Below are 21,475 nucleotides of genomic sequence, written 5' to 3'. Positions count from 1 at the left end.
TTATTTAATATTTACCTACATTTTGATAAATATCCGAAGTGAGTAAGTAAATGATTTTAGTCCATTTTAGTGCAATACAGTTCAGTTAAGCATTTCTTTCTTCTCTTGGCGTCCTTCTCTAACGAGAGGCTTCGCCAACGCAAAGGCGGTTGGTTAAAAAAATTGAATTTGACCAAAAGTTTTAACCTTAACTGAACCGTATTGCATTTTAGTGGGCTTAGGCTATGAGCCAGGAACTTAAGTTCCTGGCGTGATATTGGTAAGAGCCAGAATTTATAGCAATTGAAGCATAGTTAATTTCAAACCTATTGCCTATTGCCTTTTTGCCTATTACCTCCTAGTTAACCCCAAGCAGAGAAATCTTTAGCAAACTGAGAAAGTGATAACAGATGAATGCGTGAATTTTGTTGAGCAGATTCCCTTTCTGCTTGAGTGTTATAGCCCCAATCTGCAAGTATAAGTTTCACATCTTCAAGGTCTGTTTGCTGTTGAACTAACTGCAAAGTCTTGAGCCTATCTTCTACAAACCAGAGACTAACTGATTTATCCAGTTCCGACTGCTTTAATTCTCGTAAAATTTCGTATTTAGGACGCTTTACTTCTTTGCCAAAAATTGCTGATGCTGGTAAAGTCACTCCTTCTTTTTGTAACAACTGCTGTACAAAACGCCCTTCTTTAGTTGTCACAATATATAGCTTAACTCCATCAGCAACAGTTAATTTAATTTTTTCGACTACACCCGGATAAAATCTATGCAGACTTAGCCAGCCATCTAAATCTGTAGCAATCCATTCATCTCGTAGGTTGTCTAGTTTTGCACCAATTTCTTTTGCTTGTAGTTTATCATCTAACAATATTTGTGGAGTAATAGTTACCCACTCATGAAGAATCTTTTCATCAGAAATTCCATTCATCAAGGCTTTGATTAGAATAGGCATTTCCCAACCTGTTTCAATCACAGGGCGTAGGCGATAGAATCTCAAAGCTAAATCATCTGGCGGTGTGTCGTTAGCGGGAGACCAAATTTCACAATAGGTGCGCCATGCTACCTCAAAATATTCAATTAGTCCGTCGCAAATCACTCCATCAAAGTCTAGGGCTAAAATCGTGGGACTACTTACTGTCATTGTTTTGAGGATGAAAACTGCTGTTGTCAGCTTAACTGAACTAGCAATAATTTTTGTATCAGGACTTTAGCATAAAAAATTAACTCATCCCAGTCTTAAAACGCTGCTGCTTACACACAAATCTTTTAGAGTGATATCGTGTTCGGGTAATTAGTTATGATTTTGGTAATCATTAGACCTCACCCCGGCAAAGCGGTGTTTTGGCGGGGTGGGGTTCTTCGCGTTTAGTAAATAATTAACCGGACATGATATTACTGCCTAACGTAGGTCGATGCAACTAAGGTGCAGGTCGATGCAACTAAAGTGCAGGTCGATGCAACTAAGGTGCAGGTCGATGCAACTAAGGTGCAGGTCGATGCAACTAAGGTGCAGGTCGATGCAACTAAGGTGCAGGTCGATGCAACTAAGGTGCAGGTCGATGCAACTAAGAGGTTGTTTTAAAAGTTGTTGGCTGTGACTTTAGGCACTTATTGATCCCCCCTAACCCCCCTTTTTAAGGCTACGGTGTACACATAAGTCTTCTAGAGTTGAGCCGCAGACTTTAGATCCCCCCAACCCCCCTTTTTAAGGGGGGCAAAAATCTCTCAAAGTCCTCCTTTTTAAGGAGGATAATGAAGGATCTACAAGGATTTTGGTTTCCTACAGAGATGTGTGTAGACGGTAGCTTTTTAAGGGGGGAAATAGAATCAAACAAAGTCCCCCTTTTTAAGGGGGATTTAGGGGGATCTAAAAGTATTTGCTACATCACTAAGGACTTTTCAAACATCCTCTAAGGTGCAGGTCGATGCAACTAATATCAATAACAAGTAACTTTTGATAACTGTAAAGCGGCTCGACTTTTTGCTTGTGGATATTACCCACAGGGGTACTATGACTTTGACAAGCAAAATGTCATCATTTGAATATAAATTCCTCGGTGTAAATCTACTGACTGCTAAGAAAGTAGGGTAAGTGCATTGTTTCCCTACGTACTCTAATGGAAGTATAAGCCATTACGCTTTTAAATTGCAGAGTTACTGATGCTGTTGACCGCTGACGGTTAACCTCAACAGTCAACACAAAAATCTCCAACCTACCATATCCCAAAATCCTTGCAACATAACCAATCGGCTCTAGGGATGTACACCGCGTCAGTCTTCAAGACAAGAAAGAATTTAACCAAAGGAAAAAACTATGCAAAATCTCCCTTTTGAATTTACCCACGGCGGATATATCAAGGAAGAGAGTCTGCGAAAGAGAATTGCTTTACGTCCGCGAACGACTGAGGCAGGAATTGATGTAGAGACAGATTTCGATTACCTCTTCCCAGATCTTGCTAGAAACCCTAACAGTCTGCTTCCGGCAGACAACAACCAAGATATTATCGCCAAACTTAAAGATTTAGGCGAGAAAATAATTGATGCAAACCAGCCTGAGCCTGAGGTCACTAACTCAAACATACCTCCGGTTTATACTTACTGGGGACAGTTTATCGACCATGATATTACTGCCAATACTGACCGCGCTGTTACAGACCTGCAAACTGATATTACCAAAGACGATTTCACGCCTCTATCACCAGACTTCGTAATTGATAAGCTCAAGAATCTGCGTTGTCCCACCTTCGATCTTGACAGTGTTTATGGTGACGGGCCAACTCTAGACCCGAAAAATCCCACCGAAGCAAAGGACTTTTACCAACAGAACGACCCAGTAAAGCTGAAAGTTGGGCAAAACGCCGAACAGAATGCTAGCGGCGACCCAATCCCCGGAGCTAAAATTCCGCCAGAAAACGATTTATCGCGGGACTTGCCACGCAATAACAGAATAGCTGCGATCGCCGACAGTCGCAACGACGAAAATCTAATCGTGGCACAGTTCCACACAGCCTTTTTGCGTTTCCACAACGCAGTGGTAGACTGGGTGCGGAAGAATGAACCCTACAATGCCAAAAACAATAAAAAACTATTTGTGCGATCGCAAAATCTGGTTCGTTGGCACTACCAATGGCTTGCGATCAATGATTTCCTCAAAACAGTAACTACACCTGGAACAGTAGATAGCATCCTCCGCTACGGGCCGAGATTCTACTATCCCCGCAATGGAAATGTTTTCATGCCTCTAGAATTCTCCGTTGCAGCTTACCGTTTTGGACACAGTATGATCAGGGCTGCTTATGACTACAACCGCAATTTTACAGACCAACCGGGAGCGCTGACAGACGCAACATTCGGGTTATTGTTTTCCTTTACAGGAAAAGGCGATATTGGCGGCCGACCCCCAGGCCCTGGCCCGTCAAACACTCTTCCTTTTAACTGGATTATTGAGTGGGACAGGTTTGTTGACAAGCAAAAGGCTGCCAAAAGGCAAAGAAATTCTGCACGAAAAATTGACACGCATCTTGCATTTCCTTTATCAGATCTAATTAATGAAGGCAACGAAGAACAACCTCCTATTCGAGAACTTCTCAAGCACCTGGCAAAACGCAACCTACTGCGTGGATATTTCCTGAGCATTCCCACCGGACAGAGTTTAGCTAAGAAGATAGGTGTCAAACCACTGACAGTGGAGGAACTGAAAAAAGGGAATTCAGAAGAATTGAATAAAGCCCTCGAACCTTTCTTAGAAAAGACTCCAGCGTGGTATTACGTCCTCAAGGAATCCGAGGTTCGTGCTAATGGGGACTCTTTGGGCGAAGTTGGTAGCCGTATTGTTGCTGAAACCATCATCGGTCTAATTAAGAATGACTCATCCTCGTACATCAACAAGCGCCATTTTTTCTTTGAAGTTTGGAACCCTTCCTTAGGCGTCAAACTGCCAAATGGAGACCAAATTCGCACAATTAGTGATTTTCTGAAGTTTGCCGGAGTGCTGCCAGCATAGCAGACGCGTGTAGAGACGTTGCAGTGCAACGTCTCTACACGCCAGAAAATTCCTTTCAAGGTAACAATCAAATCATTCTATTGAGACACAGTAGTTGCGCCAACTGCCATTACTTGAGACCATTCACTGACGCGGTTGTCATCTAAGACAGCTCGCACTCGATAACCAAGCTGAATCTTATGCATCAACAAAATTAGTTCGCGGTTGAGCAATCCTTGTGATTTTTGGTTTTCATTAGATGCGGCTTGTATGCGAAAACAGCGATCGCTTTGACGTTGCAATTTTGGAGATTTGCCTTCCATCAACACCGCTTGCAGCTCGTATTCTTGAGCTTCGGGATATGGTTCCCAACAAAGTTGCCAGTAGGTTGACCAACGAATTAACTCTGCTGGTAATTCCTCGACTTCATCTGACAATGTAGAAACAAGTCCGGTGACTGGAGGTTGTACTAGCTCAGGCTGATTGGAGGTAATGTCAATAGATGTAGGTTTGGTGACCTGTTGTGCGGCTATAGATGAACTCTCATCAACACTTAGTATCAGTCCGAATATCACAGCGAACAGCACAATCAATCGTAGGCATTGTAATGGCAGCCACAAGATTTTCCGATTCATAATTACGCAAAAGTTATTGGCTTACCACTCTACAGGTGTAATGATGCTGCCGTTGTCGGCATAGATTGTTCGAGAACGGATATACGTTCTGGAAGGTACTGTAGAATTGAATACTGCACTTTTTAGCCCAACTGCCGATTTACTGCCAATAACTGAACGGAATATAACGGAGTCCGGTGCTAGCCCTACAAGATCGCCTATCCTGGTTTCCGGGCCATTAGCAACACCATTGACAACCTGCCTACCCCCATGAACTAGAGCGCGAGGCCCGTAGCCAACAAAATCACCTAAAGTCAAACTAGTTGTTTCTAAAGCATGAAAGACAACATCGTTTGCCATACCAAAAATTTGCCCAACATTAAAAGGTTGACCCTCATCGGCACGCAGCGAAATTCTATTACCTATTTTGTAGTTGAGGCTGGTTAAAGAATCTTCCAGAACGACATTGCCGATGATGCGGTTACGGAAGTTTGGATTGCGAGTGACATTCCCACCTATCTGGGGCAGACCTCCAGGGTTAAAAGCTGTGACTGGAGCGTAATTTATTCCTGTTACGTTTGACGAATCTGCTCTGGCTAATTCTGTGTAACCTTTGGCAAATGCTTCATTGACTTCAATGATGGCTTCCATTAATGCAACGTCAGCTTGTGTGAGGTTTGCCACCTTGCCCAAGCTACCACTACTAGCTTGGAGGTTAGTTGTAACGTTTTTACCTGGCAGGACGACTTTACCTGCTGGTAAAGTCACACCAGGGCCAACCCGCGAGAGAAAGTTGACTACTGTGTTTCCTTCTATGGTTGCACCATCTATTTCACAGTTGAAGGCGAGAAATGTCTCTGGAGTAGTGTTGCTGAACTGAGTATTTGTAGCTGGGTCAGTAAAAGGCCCGGTTGAGCCTTGAGTACCGATTTTAGCTGCACCTTTGATGGTGGCCATGTGTGCCATAATGACTCGCGGCCCAATCTCCACTCCCGTTCCCGAAGCTATAATTCTCACTTGGTCTTGGACGTTAGAATCTTCAGCGATGCTAATGGGGGCAGTAGTGGCGTCTAACTGGGCAAATGGCGCAACGTAGACTCTTTCGCCCAAACTAATATTTGTGGGATTGGTGATTGTCGCAGTTGGGTCAATGAAACTAGCTGAGTCTGACGGTGCTGTACTTGGGCAGATGGGTAGGTTATTCGAGGTTGGATTACACCCACTTCCAGAAGCAACGGCGGGTTGTTTATATATCTGTGTACCGATGACAAGGGCTAGGATAATTGCGATTGAGGCGCTCAAAATTGCGCGAGGTTTGAACATAGAAAAAACTCCTCACGGGTTATGGTATTTGGCTATGAGAAAATCTGCGTTAAGTGCCTTAACGAGTACAGGACTTACGCAAAATAATGAAAAACTAACCGCAAAGGACGCAAAGTACACAAAGAAATAAGAGTTTCAGAGAGTTTTTGCGTAAGTCCTAGAGTATATAGATATAGTCAAGCGATCGCCGACGATGAGCCAAAGGCGATGGTATGCACAACTCCATCAGCTGTCGCACATTTAAAGCAGTACATTTTTTCGTGTTGGCTGTTGAAGGTTAGCTGTCAAGCTTCAACAGTCAATAACACGAATGACCGTACAATTTAAAAGCGTAATAGCTGATTTAGGCTTTTGCTGTGTTTGCGTATGGGCAGAAGGTTAACCGCCCCAAAAACCTGCCAAGTTGAAGAATTTTAGCAGGCTAAATAATATGGTAAAAATCGAAACTGTAATTGTCGTTGTTGCTCCGGCAACTGCATCATTATAGACAGTCTCCCAAGCTTCTGGGCCGCTAGTGGATTGGCCATAGACTTTTGTACTCACGGCCAATGTTAAGCCAAGCACAGTTAGACCAGCTAGTATTGTGCGACGTTTAAGCATTCTTTCCCAATATCTAAATAGTTAGCCAACATTGTGTGGCAGACTAAACTGAAAAGTTTAGGCTTTGTTTCCTTTAACTTTTCGGTTTATCTGACCTAATAACTGACAAATTTAAGCTAATGAAGCACTATTGCTACAGTCGCTAATTAACATCTTATTTTATTCTTATCTGCTGCTTTATACTAGACCTTTTGATATTGAGAAAAACTATGGTGGTGATAGAAATGTTGGCAAACTTAAAATTAACTTTAAATAAATTATCTATCTTAGGGTGGATGTTTCTTCGTACTTTACTTAAAATAGCTGTTTGTAAAAGATAATCGCTCTGTCGTGTCAAGGCTAAAGTAGTGCATAGAGCTAAGTTAGAATGCAGCTTACTTGAGCTTGATATGTTGTAGAACTAAAGCGCATTGCTAAACTCCTACAACATAGCCTTTTTACTTGACAATAGCTTGCATAAATTTCAGCAATAAATATTGTTTATTATTGGAAAACTTTCATTTAGGGCTATATGCGATCGCCATACGAATCACAAGTTTTGTCCGCTGTCATCAATCATTCAATGAGGAAAGAAGATTTCTTGGTTGAAACGTCCAATAGTTATCTGATAACTAGTACTTCTCTGAAGCCCGATATTTCCTGGGAATTTCTGCGGATTCCAGAAATGTTAATTTATGGAATGAGGATTGTAGGTTTCCCCAATCTTCAAAAAGAGACTTACGACGATTGGATTTCAATCAACAATCAACCTTGCTTATTAACTCCATTTCTGACAAATCCTCAAACTACTCTGATTTCCAAGGAAGAGTCTGATAAAATTTCAAATGACTATAATTATAGATGGTGTATCATACATACTTTGAGTAGACCAGGATTATCTTTAGATTTTTCACAAGCATTAATTCAGATAACTGCCCATTGTCCAGCGGGGCCACCCCAGTGTGGAAATTTACTGTATTTGGAAAGAACTGGCGAACAATGGGCAGTTAAATCATCTTATGGGCTGTACAACCAATAGGAAAAATCTATTTTTTATTTCCGCTTGGTATCAAAACCCCGTGTTTGGGACTAAATAATAACGCTAATAAAAATAATCCCGAAACTACTAAAACAATTGCTGGGCCAGAAGGCAAATTATAATAGTAGCTAAGGTACATCCCACTAATACTAGAAATTACGCCAATTACCGCACCCAAAATCATTACTTGGTTGAGACGTTTCACTAGTAAATAAGCGGTGGCTCCTGGTGTAATCAAAAGTGAAAGTACTAAAATTACGCCTACAGTTGTCATGCTAGCGACAATTGTTAAAGCAATCAATATCATCAATCCAAAGTTAAGCAAATTGACTGGCAAACCTGCGGCTTGAGCGCCTAATGGGTCAAAGGTGTAAAATAAAAGCTCTTTGTATATTAAAAAAACTACTGTGAGAACAATAGCTGCGATAATAGCAGTGTGGCGCACTTCATCAACAGTAACGCTGAGAATATTGCCGAATAAAAAGTGATTCAAATCGATTTTGTTATCTTTTTGAATAACAGTAATTAATGTGATACCAAGGGCAAAGAACGCCGAAAAAACTATGCCCATTGCCGCATCTTCTTTGATTGGCGATCGCACTCTAATCCAGGCGATGGCCATTGTACTCACAACTCCGGCAATAAACGCCCCGATATATATATTCGCTCCCAACATAAAAGCGATCGCTAACCCTGGCAAAACCGAATGACTGATTGCATCACCCAGCAATGCCAATCGCTGCACCATCAAGTAACTACCAACCACCGCACACAACAAACCAACTAAAATCGCGATCGCCAGCGCCCGCTGCATAAAGCCGGAGCTTAACGGCTCAATTAACGCTTCTAACATATTTTGTCACTAGTCATTAGTCATTGGTCATCGGGCATCGGGCATCGGGCATTGGGCATTGTAAGTCAGAATTTAAGAGTTAAGAGTTATTCCGCCCCAATCTCCCTTATCCCCATGCCCCATGCCCTATGCCCCATTACATTTATGCTGCATCAGAAAAGTACATAACTTTTCCACCATAAGCAAGATTGAGATTTTGTTCTGTGAGTACTTGTTGGCGCGAACCTGTGGCGACTAGTTCACGATTTAATAATATTAAATCATCAAAATGGGCGATTGATTCTCCTAAATCGTGGTTAACTACTAGCACGATTTTGTTATCAGCAGCGAGTTCATGAAAAACTTCAAAAATAACTGATTGGGTTTTTTGATCGATACCTACCAATGGTTCATCAAAACAGAAAATTTCTGCTTGCTGGGTTAAAGCACGGGCTAAAAATACGCGCTGTTGCTGTCCTCCTGATAATTGTCCGATGGGGCGATCGCAATATTCAATCATTCCAACTCTTTGCAAGGCATTTTTGGCTACCTGGCGACTAACTGATGAGAAGCTACGCAACCATCCTGTTTTCTTCACCCTTCCCATCATCACTACATCCCAAACGGTAGCGGGATAAGTCCAGTCAATTTGGCTACGCTGTGGTACGTATGCAACTCGATCTAATTGTTGCATTAAGGGTTTACCCTGATATACTACTGTGCCACTAGTTACTGGAACTAAGCCCAACATTGACTTCATCAACGTACTTTTGCCTGCACCGTTGGGGCCAAAAATACCCGTTAGTTTTCCCGGTTTGACAATACAGTTCACGTCCCTTAAGGCTTCTTGTGTGCGGTAATGTACCCCTAGATGGGCGATGTTAATTGCTGCTGTGGAACTCATATCAGAAGCCTTGATAGTTTTTGGCGATAATTCTCGTGTATTTACTGGAGAGAAAGGAAATTTAGCTATAAAAGGAACGTTTTTCATAATTCTTTTTAAATATTCATTTCTTGAGCTTACTATAAAAATGAGAGAAATATGAAAAAATCTATAAATAGATGTAATATCCAAGATAAATGAAACTAATACCACAGATAGAAGGCAGTAACCTTGACAGCAAGGTGATTAGCAACACGAACAAGAAAAAAACTCTTTTGCGGATTTGTTTGGGAATGCTTGTGTCTTTGGCTCTATTTAGTTGTACCGAGAAAGAGCCTAAACGCAACACTGCCAAGGGAGAGAGTCAGCCACGAGTGGTTGCAACTAGCACTATCATTGCTAATTTGGCACAAGAGGTTGGAGGAGATGAAATTCAAGTAAGTGGAATCCTCAAACCGGGTGCCGATCCGCATGTTTACGAACCAGTACCGGCAGACACGAGGGTTTTGGAACAAGCGGATTTAATTTTATATAACGGCTATAACCTAGAACCAGGATTGATTAAGTTAATGAATGCTTCTGGTGAAAAGGCGCGGAAGTTACCGGTGGGAGAAGCTGTTAAATCTTTGCAGTTAGACAAAGGCAAAGGCGAAGTCGTGCCAGATCCTCATGTTTGGGGGAGTGCGGAAAATGCGATCGCTATGACGAATGCCATTCGAGATGCTTTGATTGAATTATCACCTGAAGATAAAGAAGAATTGACTAAAAATGCATTGCAATTGACTAATGAATTAAAACAGTTGCATAGCTGGATTAATCAACAGATTCAAACTATCCCAGAAGATAAGCGTAGACTGATCACAACTCACGATGCATTCCAATATTATGGACGTGCTTATGGAATTGCGATCGCAGGTACTTTAATAGGCATTAGTACTGAAGAACAACCAAGCGCACAAACAGTCAAGCGCTTGGTAGAGTCAGTTAAAAAAATAGGCGTTCCCGCAATTTTCGCTGAAACTACAATTAACCCAGCTTTAATTAAAACTGTTGCCCAAGAAGCAGGAGTGAAATTAGCACCAAATCAACTTTATTCAGATTCAATTGGTGCCAAAGGAAGTGATGGAGATTCCTACATCAAGATGATGCAGGCAAATACCCGTACCATCGTAGAAGCATTAGGGGGAAAATATACGCCCTTTAAACCTCAGAAGTAAATTAGTTATTTCTAAAGTCAGAGGTTTCTAAATAACCTCTGAATTAATATCTAACTTAAGACATGTACTTTTTAAATCTATTCTTAAACTCTTTCCAGAGAAAGAACTCTTTATGGCTTTGATTTCCTAAAGTGTTGTTAGTAGCACATTTATTAGTAACTGAAAAAGCCATGACTGATAATAAACAAGAAGAAAATCAAATTAATCAACCAGTGAGCGAAGATTGGCATTCTCGCAAAGAGCCGACTGCAAAAGAAAGAAACTTAACTGCAAATCCGGGAGATAAAATTGATGAGTCTCAATCAGTTGAAGAAAAGGCTCAACAGATTGCTGTAGATTCACCAGACATTACAGGAGATCATATTACAGTTCCGACTTACTTCGTTGTCGATGAACCCAACGGCGAAAAGAAAGCACTTCACCACGTTAAAGATGCTGAAGAAATTTCCGACGTGATTCGTCAAGCGCGAGTTGACGAAAATGGAAATAGAATTTGGTGGTAGTTGGCGATCGCAAAATCAGGGGATAAGGGATTGGAAGTTTTGTTAGGGGAAACGTGGCGTTTAGCCCGTTAGAAGTGAAAGTTAAAAATTATTTCCTTATCCCCCCTTTTCACTCTTACGGCATATTTTTGGGTGAACTTAGATTTCTCATCAGGTAATTATAGTTAAATTGGAATTTTTCCAGAATGCAAGGTAATGGCAAATGTCATAAGTACTGAAGAATTAACATCTTGGAGTACGGCAGAAATTAAAAATCATATTATAGAAATTGTTAAAGGCCGTGATTTAGATCCATTAAAAGCTAAAGTAGAATTTTATAAAAATGAATTAGCGCCATATTGTACAGAATTGAGTCAGCGTAACCCATTTCCAAAAGTTGCAGAACAAGTGGCGATCGCCATCGGAGCTTGGGTGCCGATATGGTCTACTATTCCTTTTCAAGATATTTTACCTGGTAGGATACACGAGCAGTCTTACCAAATTTTTCATAATGATGGATACTATGCAAATATCGCCCGTTATGCGCTAGGACATCAATCTGGTTTTTGGCGAAAGTTTGCATCAAAACTACCAGCTTATAACTTAATGATATTGCAACAGTATTCAGTTGAAAATGAACAATGGAATATCAAAAATGTTGGCATATTTCAGGTATTAGCAAATCGAGAAATTCCGTTAACAATTGAGGATGCAGACAAGTGGTTTACAAAGAATGTCGAATCTAAATTGAGAAAAGCATCCTCAAAGATAGATTTACAGCAAGAACTCGACTTAGAAGATATGGACAGAAATACTGTCAAAAAGTTTGAAAAAGCCTACCTAGCTACTTCTTTTCTAGAACATTTATATATAGATAATGACTTTCGCTTGGTTAAGAGTAAGCGAGAAGTTACGCAGCGATCGAGTTATACAATTGCTGTTCGCAGAGAATGAACTAACAAAATTTTCAGCATTACTGAATTGCGGTATGAATCCAGATGTAGAGACGTTGCAATGCAACGTTTCTACATAAATTTTGATATCATAGACAACCTTCATTTAGAACATTCCCGACTCAATAACAATTGCCCATTTTTGGTTCGATATAATCCTTGCGGTTCGATAATTTGGTCGCCTTTCTTCCAAAAACGGGATGTAGTTTCGACACCTCTCACTTCTCCAGTTGTATAGGTAGAAACGGAAACACTAGGACGGCTATTGGACAAACCACCAGAACCTATGACGGTAAAGGAGTTTTCCTGTCGCTTCATACCGCGTGAAATGCAACTATTGGCGATAAGTGCGTTGGTGTCGATGAATGGCAATAATTCGGTGAAGGTGTTTTGAATAGAACTGGTATCAGGTATGTTAATGTTAATCACACCTGCAACCCCTTGTTCCGAACTGGCGGTAATATCACTTTTTTCGGTTGGTTTTGGACGCGACTCAATACCGAAGATACCTTGTGAGTTAATTTCGACGTTTCCGCCTGTTCCTGTAAAAGCATTGGCTGTAATGTCGCTGTTTTCTTCAGGAATAGCAATGATAAATCTGGAATTGATATCGATGTTACCGCCATCGCCACCTGATTGGGCTGTACCTGCGGTGGTGGAAATTTCGCTACCGCCGCGCAATAGTAAAAGATCGTCGATAGTTAAATTAATATTTCCACCATTACCAGAGTTGGTTATTGCTGCAATAAATCCTTGATTCTCAACAGTTGCGGAATCAGAATTAATATTAATATCTCCAGCTTTTCCTTGCCCTACACTGCTTGAACTGATTAACCCGCGATTTAAAAATAAAGAACTTGTTGTTAGGTTAATATTACCTCCATTGCCCACCGCTGTTGAATTGGCTTGACTAAAAATGCCACTAGAAAAACCAGTACTGCCAACACCGTCAATTAAAATGCGATCGCTTGCATCAATGGTAATATTACCTGCATTACCTGTAGAAGAAGTACTAGCATTAACTATTCCACCATTGGTTAAAAACAAAGAACCTGTTTTCAGGTTAATATTACCTCCTCTACCTTCAGATCCACCTTGCAAGCTAGTAAAAATACCGCTTGAACTTCCATTGCTACCAACACCATCAATGCCAATTGCATCGCCAGCATTAACTATAATTTCACCTGCATTACCCTTACCGAAACTGGTAGCACTAAGTTGTCCACCATTGCTTAGTTTTAAAGAGTTGGTTGTTATTTGGATATCTCCACCTTTACCAACACCTCCAGCAGACAAATAACTAAAAGCGCCACTAATACCATCGATAATGACAGCATCGCGGGTATCGATATTTATATTTCCAGCATTCTGCTTTGCAGAGGTGAGAATTACACCACCATTTGTTAACCTCAGCGTCCCTGTTTTCACTTGAATATTTGCACCATTCCCGCTTTCAATAGCAGAGGTAATTGCCCCAGTTAAAGAATTTTTACTATTGGTTCCGTCAAAGATAACGGTATCGCGGGCATCGATAAAGATATTACCAGCATTACCTTGACCACCACTAAAAGCGCTAATTGTAGCACCATTTTTGATAAATAATTCTCCAGCTTTGATGCTGATATTTCCACCATTACCTGTGCTATTGGTTAGCCCAGGATTGCCTATGGTAGTAAATAAACCATTTTCTCCACCATCAACAATTACTCTATCGCGGGCATTAATAGTGATATTTCCTGCATTTTTGTCTCCAGTAGTAGCGCTAGATATTCGGGCACTATTAGTAACAGAAAGTGAACCTGTTGTAATTTCAATGTCACCTCCTTTATTAAAATAAATATTTTCTCCGTCACTTACTCCCTCATTTTCCACACTAGTATTAGCAAAACTATCATTATCAAAATCTATATTATCTAGGGCATTAATACTAATATTCCCAGCATTTCCTTTCCCAATACTGCTGCTACTAATAAAGGCTCCATTGGTAGCTTTTAATGTACCTGTTGTAATTTGAATATTACCTGCGTTACCTTCAGCATTGGATTGCACATCATTAATAATCAGGCTAAAAATATTACCGTTCCTACCATCTAACAAAATATTATTACGAGCATTAATGATGATATTACCAGAATTACCTTTTCCTCTAGTGCTACCTTGAATTACCGAACCATCATTTATTTCCAAAGAACCAGTGTTGATAGTAACGTTCGCACCATTACCTATTGCACCCTCAACTACCTCGGAAACAATCCCGCTATATTGCCCTGGGATTGAATTACGAAAACTGATATCACCTTGGACGTTGATATTTATATTTCCTGCATTTCCACGTCCTCCTGGTAGCTGATTATCAGCACCTTTAACCTCTGATTGAATCTGCGAACCATCTATCAAAGAAAGTGAACTCGCAGCAATGTTAATTTCACCACCATTACCCACACCCCCAGTTTCAATATTGTTAAATATGAAGCTACGGGTAAGTTCAACCGCATCTGATGTTTGAATCGATATATTACCACCATTCCCCTGTCCAAAAATACTAGTACTGAGGCTAGCATCATTACTTAGTGCAAAAGAGCTAGATTTGATGTTGATATTACCACCATTACCTGTTGCTCCTGAAAATACAAGGTTACTAATTCTACTAACTAAATCATTTTTTTGACCTGTAATAGTAACAGCACCTTGAGCATTGATATTTACATTTCCTGCATTGCCTTGTCCATAGAGATTAGCATTGATTTGGTATTAGGCACAGGTAACGGAAAATTCTACACGCGAAACGCCTTCCCCTTAATTGTTCAGTATTTACCCAGGAACGAGAGCCACGACTTCAGCATATTTTCATCAAAAATATTTTTTAGCGCCCAAAGATTAAAATTTCTAAGAAGTCCCGATCTACACCTTTGACATTCAAGTATATAACTCCAATAATCTTATTACGTAAAAATTCGGAATTATATAGAAATCTGATTTGCATCTTGCTAAGTATACTGAGAGCTAAAATCTGTTACGGCTAGCTCTGAGTCAGCTTGGCTTGGGAAAAATCAAATTGATTCCTATATAAGCTGGTGTTCGCAGGGTTGTATTATGCTTTTCTCAAATTCAAAACCAAGCTTAAAAATTAGTTCAAAAAATCAAAATTACAGTTTTTTGACAAGTAAAAATAACATAATACTCATTGGATATTTAATTACTCTACCAATTTTTACTTTGATAACTTTATCTTTTTTATTACCATTATTGTCTGTATTTACTACTAATTTATCCACTTCCGCAGGAAACTTTCATCACTCTACATCAATTCCTTGGATAGATGATGCATCTGAATGCGAACATACTGGCAGAGACTGGCGCGATCGCAAGTGTTGGGATAACGAACACAGCCCCATGTTTTAAGTCAATTTACAAAAACTAGATAGGATAAATAATTTTCCTTCTGCCTTTTGCCTCACTTCGACTACGCTCAGTGACCACCTGCTTTCTGCCCTCTACTTACTATCGAATTGGAATTAAGATCGCAAATTCTGTACCTTGTCCGGGAGAAGAGTTGCATTCGAGGGAACCGCCGTGTTTTTCTACTATAATTTGGTGGGCGATCGCCAATCCTAACCCTGTCCCTTTTCCTACAGATTTCGTAGTAAATAAATGGTCAAATATTTTTTGTTTGACTGATTCGCTCATGCCAATACCATTATCAAAAATTGAAATTTTTACTTGGTTGTCTTCGAGGGAGGTAGTAATTTTAATTCTGTTGGGATTTGCTTTAATCTCTTCAAAACTCTGCCCGTTATTTGATTCTTCTAAAGCATCAATAGCATTAGCTAAAATATTCATAAATACTTGATTTAATTGTCCAGGGAAGCACTCAATTTGAGGTAAATTGCCATATTGAGTTGTCACTTCAATTGCTGGACGTTGTTCGTTAGCTTTGAGGCGATGCTTCAAAATTAAAATTGTGCTATCGATGCCTTCGTGAATATTAAATGTCACTTTGTAATCTTTATCAGCACGAGAGAAAGTGCGGAGACTGGTACTAATACTTTTTAATCTCTCGCAAGCTATTGTCATGGAATCAAGAATTTTTGGTAAGTCTTCTAAACTATATTCCAAGTCAATTTCTTCGGCATGATCCAGAATTTCGTCGCTTTTGTTGGGGAAACTTTCTTGATAGATTTTCAGGTGTTCAACAATATCAGCAACAGTGGGTTTAGCTTGTTTAATACTGGCAGCAATAAAACCCAAAGGATTATTCATTTCGTGAGCCACACCAGCAACTAAGTTGCCCAAAGCAGACATTTTTTCACTTTGGATCATTTGTAATTGTGCTTGTTGCAGGTTTTGTAAAGCAGTTTCTAGCTCTTGGGCTTTTTGTTGAAGTTGCAATTTAGCAACTTTCTGTTCGTGTAGCGCAACTTGCTGTTCGGTAATATCATCTGCCAGGGAAGCAACTCCAACTAACTCACCATCCGCACTCACAAGCGGATTGTTATACCAAGCACAAATAATAATTTTGCCATCCTTTGTGATATTTTCATTGATACTGTAATTGCCGCCCTGGTGCGATATAATCTTGACGCTGACTCGCTCCATTTCTGCTTGAATCTTTTGAGGAATAATGAATTTGAATTCACAACCCAAAGCCTCTTGTTTGCTGTAGCCAAAGATTCTTTCTGCTGCTGGGTTCCAGTCAGTAACTTGATAATTATTATCCCACTCTATCACTGCTAGTGGGGTTTGCTGAACCAATAACTGAAGGCGTTGCTGGGATGTTTGCAAGCGAGACTGTGCGGTGTTCAACTCATCGAGCGATCGCTGTAGTTGTTGAGAATATTGTAGCGATCGCTCATACAGTCGAGCATTTTCTATAGAAATGGCAGCTTGAGTGCAGAGGAAATTTAGTAGTTCAACGCGATCGTTTGTGAACGCCCCCGTCGCTAAATTGTTTTCTAAGTACAACACCCCCAGCAACTTGCCTTGATGTAAAATCGGGCTACACAAAATACTCTTGGGCTGCTGTTGCTGAATGTAGGAGTCATGAATTAATTGCGGATATGCCCTAGCATCAATAACCACTACTGGTTGTAAACTGCGTTTGACAGTATTAACTAAACCAATTGGCACATCGATAGATTCTTCAACAGGCTCTGATTTAAGCAACCTGGCAGAACAATCAACTTTGGTATTTCCATTTTTCTCTAAGTACAACTGCGCTAATGCCCGAATCAGTAATTTATCTGACTCCATCAGCATTAACACGCACTTATCAGCTCCGGCATTTTCAATGGCGATAGAAAGCAATGATGACAGGAGTTTTTCAAATTCGATTTCGCCAGAGATAGTTTGAGAAGCTTTGAGAATTGCCACTAAATCTAAAGCCACAGAGACGCTGCTACTGCTAGATGTGGCGGAACTAGTGGGGCTAACAGTTCCCAAGGAGAAGATAGTTTCGTTAGTGGAGAGGAGAGAACGTGTTTGCTTCAAGATGGGGGCGAGAAGTTGCGGATAGCGTCTTTCCAAGTCGGCGACTTTGGCTTTAGCACCCCAGCGAGCATAGCCGTAGTAGGCTTCAATCATATAGTTTTGAGCAATGCGCTGTTTGCCCCAGTCGAGGCAAAATTTAGCGGCGAGTTCATTGGCTAAGGCTTCTTCTTGGATATAACCGTGTTCTTGAGCAAGAGCAATGGCGCGATCGTAATAGTCCATTGCGTCGGCTTTTTTACCGAGAATACGACACTGTTCGGCTGCAACTAAATCAAATTTATGCTGAAAATTCATCGGCGCGTAGTCTGCCCATAGTTTCATCTTTTCTTGGTTGTTAATTACTCGACTGAAAAGATGTTCTTGTTGCGAGTGGGATATCGATGGGTAGAGAGCTAGCTGCGTTAAAGAATCATAAAAATGGAATACTGAAACTGACATAATTCCTTGTACCCCATCTAAATATTGTTCAGCTTGCAGTGCATTTTCCTGTGCTTCTTGGTATTCTCCAAACAAGTAACAAAGAATTAATTTATTAAGATACAAGTAGTTAAGTCCACTTCTATCATTAATATCTTTCATTAATGGCAAAAATATTTCTTCGTTATAAGCTTCACCCCGTAAACTACACGAACTTTCTAATGGATTTAACAAGTTCAATACTGACTGTTGAGAAATTTGATGCCAACGTAGAGCATTTTCTTGCTTGAGCCGAGCCAGGGCATCACTAACAACAGCCATTTCCTGTGCCATTACTGTTAGTTCTTTACCCATAAAATAGGAGTATTCATATTTCATCATGGCCGAGATGCTAGCATATTCAAAACTTCCGCATTCCAGTCCAATTTCATAGCCATTCCACATAATGGGTAATGCTTCTTTGGCGTGAACTTTGATATGGATTGAAAACGCTCCTACTAAATGGAATATCTGGGCTTTGATCTCTAGAGCATTAAATTGTTCTGCTAGACTGATAGCTAACTTGCCAAATTCATAACCCGATTCAATGTCCTGAAATACTGAGTTAAGCAACATTCCATAAAAAGCGTAACCAGGAGTAGAAAATGGTGAATTACCATATTTAAGTGATAAATTCATCAATTCACATGTCACTAAAGGCAAAAGTGCAGGTGCAGCTTGGTAAGTAGGAGTGAACATGGTTGCTAACATCTTGGTAGCTGCTAACTTCTCAAGATTTGTCATTAAGGGCAAGTTAATTAAATCTTCTATTTTCTTGCCTTGAAGATTGCTTACAGTTTGAGTAAGTGCTTGCTGGATGTCTGAGGGTTCAGGTGATTTAGGTAAACTTACCCCGACTAATTCCAGAGCCTCTAATCCAATTTTGACCGCTTCTAGTTTTTTGGCTTGCGCCATATAACCGTGGACTTTGACAGTATAGGTTTTCATTTTGTCAATAGCGGTTTTTGCCTGCTGCAAAACAACATCGGCCCATTGCTCCATCTGCTCAAAATTTCCACTCAAGTAGGCAGTTTCTGTTGCTAGTTCATGCAGTTCCAAGGTGAGGTTGTAGTGTGTTTGCCACTTAAGAGAGTTTAGTAAACCAATGCCTGTGTTAGCATACTCCAATGCAGCAGTATAAGCTGTTGCAGCTCTAGCTTTTTGCCCAGCATTCAAATTGAGTTGAGCCAGTTCTATTTGCTTTTCTGGTTCAATAATCAGCGATTTTCCAATATTAAGTTGATTGACAATTTCAAACAGGTTTTCATTCTGTTCTCTAACTGGTGAATTTTTCAGTAGCAGTTGCCCAATTTTGAGATGAGTTGCCTGTTTTTGCTCATCGGGAATCAGAGAATAAGCCGCTTGCTGTACTCGGTCATGTATAAATTTGTATGTAACAGTCTGTTGATTTTCTTGACTAACTGTTTGAGTTTCTTGCCCGACATAAAACTTATAAACATCATTAATTGGTAAAATCAACCCTTCTTGTAATGCTTTCCACAAACTAGCAGCCGTTTCAATTTGTGAGTATTCCGAAACAATAGCCAAAGTTTCTAAATCAAACTGATTGCCAATACAAGCACCTAACTGCAATACCTGTTGAGTTGATGGCGGTAATTTTCCTAATTGCAATGCCATAAAAGCAACAACATCATCTGTAACTGCTTGAGTAGTCACTTGTGCAATGTCAAATTGCCACCCCCCCATAGCCCCCCCTTGGTAAGGCAGGGTTGGGGGGGTGAATTGAATAAGATTTTCTTGATGCAATGCTTTGAGAAACTGAGTTGCAAAAAACGGATTACCTTTGGTTTTCTGATAAATCAATACGGAAAGATTCCATGCCAAATCTTCTGTACATTTTAGGGTATCGGCAACTAAATTATTTACTTGCACTTGACTCAATGGTGCTAAAGTAATGGTATTAATCGTTGCTTGTGATTTGGTAATTTCATCTAAAGTCAATATTAATGGATGTGCTGTGTGGACTTCGTTATCACGATATGCACCAATAATGAAAAGATGACCTGCATCAACCATTAATAGCTGCATTAAATTTAGTGATGCCGAATCTGCCCATTGCAAATCATCTAAAAAAATTACTAACGGATGTTCAGCACTGGCAAAAACTTGAGTAAATTTTTGAAATAATAAATTAAATCGATTTTGTCCTGCCGTTCCTGATAGTTCTATGGCAGGTGGTTGTTGACCAATAATTATTTCTAGTTCTGGTATGACTTCAATGATTACCTGTCCATTTTCGCCAACAGCATCTAATATTTTGTTTTTCCATTGCTGAATTTGGGCATCACTTTCTGTTAACAATTGTCCCATTAAATCGCGAAATGCTTGCACAAATGCACTAAAGGGAATATTCCTTTGAAATTGATCGAATTTGCCTTTGATGAAATAACCGCGTTGGCGAACAATTGGTTTATGGACTTCGTTGACAATGGCAGTTTTTCCTATGCCGGAAAAGCCAGCTACCAGCATCATTTCTGTTGCACCAAGGCTGACTCGCTCAAATGCTTGGAGGAGGGTTGATACTTGGCTTTCTCTGCCATAGAGTTTATCAGGAATAATGAAGCGATCGCACACATCCCTGCGTCCAATTTCAAAACTCTCAATGGAACCCGTTTCTCTTAGCTGATGTAAACAATTTTCTAAATCAAATTTCAATCCCAAAGCACTTTGATATCTGTCTTCAGCATTCTTCGCCATCAATTTCATGACGATATCTGAAATTACCAGCGGAATCTCTTTCTTGTTCGCTAATGCAATCGGCATTTTGGCAATATGACAATGCAACAATTCCATTGCATCGTTCGCAGGAAATGGTAATTCTCCTGTAAGCAATTCGTAAAAAGTTACACCACTACTATAAAAATCAGTCCGGTAATCAATCCCCCGATTCATTCTACCTGTCTGTTCTGGAGATATATAAGCTAGTGTCCCTTCTAACACATTGGCATTGACGAAAGCTTGAGTTTCTCTTGGCAGTAGTGATGCAATGCTAAAGTCAATTAATTTAACTTGTTTAGTTTGGGGATTAATTAATATATTGCTGGGTTTAATATCTTTATGAATAATCCGTTCGCGATAGAGTATATCTAAGGTATTGCACAGAGAGATCGCAATTTCTAAAAATTCATCTAGAGATACAACATTATTGTTGGCAAAATAATCTTTAAGGGAAATTCCTCCAAAGTCTTCCATCACTAACGTATAGCCATTTTGGTAAGGTTCTAGACTATAGGTTTGGATGATTTCAGGATAGTTGAGATTTTTGGCGATGGTATATTGATTGCGAAATTGTACTAGTTCGCTAAAACTGGGATAAGAATTTTTTAGTAGCTTGATGACTACTGGTAATGAATTAATCTCTCGATACCCTCGATAAACTAGGGTTCTGGAACCATCATAAAGTTTTTCGCTCAGGTGATATCCGGGAACGTTAATCATAAATGCCAAATATTTAACACCAGATTTAGTATTCCCAAATCAAATCTCGATTTCGGAATGGCTAGATTGCTTGTGCAAAAAACTTAGTAGTAAGTAGAAGGCAGGAGGCAGAAGGAAAAAGCCAGTTTTTATCGGGATTTTAAACTTTTGTCTTTTACATTTAATTATGTCTACCTAGTTATT

Annotated in this window: 15 protein-coding genes; 7 read left to right on the top strand and 8 right to left on the bottom strand. The window is 40.0% G+C overall.

The window, feature by feature from the left end; genetic code table 11:
- Positions 1–341: 341 nt before the first annotated feature.
- Positions 342–1,127 carry an HAD family hydrolase gene (locus H6H03_RS27600; RefSeq protein WP_190958247.1) on the bottom strand — a complete coding sequence of 262 codons (786 nt, stop codon included), beginning with the start codon at positions 1,125–1,127 and terminating at the stop codon, positions 342–344.
- 282 nt (positions 1,128–1,409) lie between these two features.
- On the opposite strand from H6H03_RS27600, the gene H6H03_RS27595 reads away from it, so the two are divergent.
- Together H6H03_RS27595 and H6H03_RS27590 are read left to right on the top strand one after the other, a co-directional pair.
- Positions 1,410–1,568 carry a hypothetical protein gene (locus H6H03_RS27595; RefSeq protein ID WP_190958246.1) on the top strand — a complete coding sequence of 53 codons (159 nt, stop codon included), beginning with the start codon at positions 1,410–1,412 and terminating at the stop codon, positions 1,566–1,568.
- Positions 1,569–2,300: 732 nt separating this feature from the next.
- Complete coding sequence (locus H6H03_RS27590; protein WP_190958245.1) at positions 2,301–3,989, top strand: peroxidase family protein; 1,689 nt, start codon at positions 2,301–2,303, stop codon at positions 3,987–3,989.
- Positions 3,990–4,066: 77 nt separating this feature from the next.
- On the opposite strand, the gene H6H03_RS27585 is transcribed toward H6H03_RS27590, so the two are convergent.
- The 3 genes from H6H03_RS27585 to H6H03_RS27575 form a co-directional block, all read right to left on the bottom strand.
- Positions 4,067–4,603, bottom strand: coding sequence for a hypothetical protein (locus H6H03_RS27585; protein WP_190958244.1), 537 nt, complete (start codon positions 4,601–4,603; stop codon positions 4,067–4,069).
- A 21-nt stretch (positions 4,604–4,624) separates the two neighbouring features.
- On the bottom strand, positions 4,625–5,905 hold the full coding sequence (locus tag H6H03_RS27580; protein WP_190958243.1) for an acetyltransferase: 1,281 nt from the start codon (positions 5,903–5,905) through the stop codon (positions 4,625–4,627).
- Positions 5,906–6,283: 378 nt separating this feature from the next.
- A complete protein-coding gene (locus tag H6H03_RS27575) occupies positions 6,284–6,505 on the bottom strand; it encodes a hypothetical protein (protein ID WP_190958242.1) in 222 nt (73 codons plus the stop codon).
- A gap of 580 nt (positions 6,506–7,085) precedes the next feature.
- Here H6H03_RS27575 and H6H03_RS27570 point away from each other — a divergent pair.
- Entirely contained in the window at positions 7,086–7,523 is a 438-nt protein-coding gene (locus H6H03_RS27570; RefSeq protein WP_190958241.1) for a hypothetical protein, read from the top strand.
- 7 nt (positions 7,524–7,530) lie between these two features.
- Here H6H03_RS27570 and H6H03_RS27565 read toward each other — a convergent pair whose 3' ends face one another.
- Both H6H03_RS27565 and H6H03_RS27560 read right to left on the bottom strand, forming a co-directional pair.
- Entirely contained in the window at positions 7,531–8,376 is an 846-nt protein-coding gene (locus H6H03_RS27565; protein ID WP_190958240.1) for a metal ABC transporter permease, read from the bottom strand.
- Positions 8,377–8,518: 142 nt separating this feature from the next.
- Complete coding sequence (locus H6H03_RS27560) at positions 8,519–9,346, bottom strand: metal ABC transporter ATP-binding protein (RefSeq protein ID WP_190958239.1); 828 nt, start codon at positions 9,344–9,346, stop codon at positions 8,519–8,521.
- An 89-nt stretch (positions 9,347–9,435) separates the two neighbouring features.
- Between H6H03_RS27560 and H6H03_RS27555 the strand changes: the two genes are divergently transcribed.
- The 3 genes from H6H03_RS27555 (at position 9,436) to H6H03_RS27545 (ending at position 11,891) form a co-directional block, all read left to right on the top strand.
- On the top strand, positions 9,436–10,455 hold the full coding sequence (locus H6H03_RS27555; RefSeq protein ID WP_190958238.1) for a metal ABC transporter substrate-binding protein: 1,020 nt from the start codon (positions 9,436–9,438) through the stop codon (positions 10,453–10,455).
- 170 nt (positions 10,456–10,625) lie between these two features.
- Positions 10,626–10,958 (top strand): hypothetical protein, encoded by a 333-nt coding sequence (locus tag H6H03_RS27550; protein ID WP_190958237.1) that lies wholly within the window; start codon positions 10,626–10,628, stop codon positions 10,956–10,958.
- A 195-nt stretch (positions 10,959–11,153) separates the two neighbouring features.
- A complete protein-coding gene (locus H6H03_RS27545) occupies positions 11,154–11,891 on the top strand; it encodes a hypothetical protein (RefSeq protein WP_190958236.1) in 738 nt (245 codons plus the stop codon).
- Positions 11,892–11,992: 101 nt separating this feature from the next.
- Here H6H03_RS27545 and H6H03_RS27540 read toward each other — a convergent pair whose 3' ends face one another.
- Positions 11,993–14,332, bottom strand: a complete 2,340-nt coding sequence (locus H6H03_RS27540) for a beta strand repeat-containing protein (RefSeq protein WP_190958235.1) — start codon at positions 14,330–14,332, stop codon at positions 11,993–11,995.
- 774 nt (positions 14,333–15,106) lie between these two features.
- Between H6H03_RS27540 and H6H03_RS27535 the strand changes: the two genes are divergently transcribed.
- On the top strand, positions 15,107–15,292 hold the full coding sequence (locus H6H03_RS27535) for a hypothetical protein (RefSeq protein ID WP_190958234.1): 186 nt from the start codon (positions 15,107–15,109) through the stop codon (positions 15,290–15,292).
- 99 nt (positions 15,293–15,391) lie between these two features.
- Here H6H03_RS27535 and H6H03_RS27530 read toward each other — a convergent pair whose 3' ends face one another.
- Positions 15,392–21,292 carry a trifunctional serine/threonine-protein kinase/ATP-binding protein/sensor histidine kinase gene (locus H6H03_RS27530; protein WP_190958233.1) on the bottom strand — a complete coding sequence of 1,967 codons (5,901 nt, stop codon included), beginning with the start codon at positions 21,290–21,292 and terminating at the stop codon, positions 15,392–15,394.
- Positions 21,293–21,475 lie beyond the last annotated feature (183 nt).

The sequence above is a fragment of the Nostoc paludosum FACHB-159 genome (assembly GCF_014698835.1).
Taxonomy (GTDB): Bacteria; Cyanobacteriota; Cyanobacteriia; order Cyanobacteriales; family Nostocaceae; genus Nostoc; species Nostoc paludosum.
Note: the sequence above shows the minus strand (reverse complement) of the source record. Positions and strands in the feature narration are given on the sequence as shown.

What these genes read in the sequence shown, in the direction of transcription:
- H6H03_RS27585 (WP_190958244.1), bottom strand. Translation starts at nt 4,603, where the DNA reads ATGAATCGGAAAATCTTGTGGCTGCCATTACAATGCCTACGATTGATT.
- H6H03_RS27590 (WP_190958245.1), top strand. Translation starts at nt 2,301, where the DNA reads ATGCAAAATCTCCCTTTTGAATTTACCCACGGCGGATATATCAAGGAA.
- H6H03_RS27565 (WP_190958240.1), bottom strand. Translation starts at nt 8,376, where the DNA reads ATGTTAGAAGCGTTAATTGAGCCGTTAAGCTCCGGCTTTATGCAGCGG.
- H6H03_RS27545 (WP_190958236.1), top strand. Translation starts at nt 11,154, where the DNA reads ATGGCAAATGTCATAAGTACTGAAGAATTAACATCTTGGAGTACGGCA.
- H6H03_RS27555 (WP_190958238.1), top strand. Translation starts at nt 9,436, where the DNA reads ATGAAACTAATACCACAGATAGAAGGCAGTAACCTTGACAGCAAGGTG.
- H6H03_RS27575 (WP_190958242.1), bottom strand. Translation starts at nt 6,505, where the DNA reads ATGCTTAAACGTCGCACAATACTAGCTGGTCTAACTGTGCTTGGCTTA.
- H6H03_RS27550 (WP_190958237.1), top strand. Translation starts at nt 10,626, where the DNA reads ATGACTGATAATAAACAAGAAGAAAATCAAATTAATCAACCAGTGAGC.
- H6H03_RS27530 (WP_190958233.1), bottom strand. Translation starts at nt 21,292, where the DNA reads ATGATTAACGTTCCCGGATATCACCTGAGCGAAAAACTTTATGATGGT.
- H6H03_RS27580 (WP_190958243.1), bottom strand. Translation starts at nt 5,905, where the DNA reads ATGTTCAAACCTCGCGCAATTTTGAGCGCCTCAATCGCAATTATCCTA.
- H6H03_RS27600 (WP_190958247.1), bottom strand. Translation starts at nt 1,127, where the DNA reads ATGACAGTAAGTAGTCCCACGATTTTAGCCCTAGACTTTGATGGAGTG.
- H6H03_RS27560 (WP_190958239.1), bottom strand. Translation starts at nt 9,346, where the DNA reads ATGAAAAACGTTCCTTTTATAGCTAAATTTCCTTTCTCTCCAGTAAAT.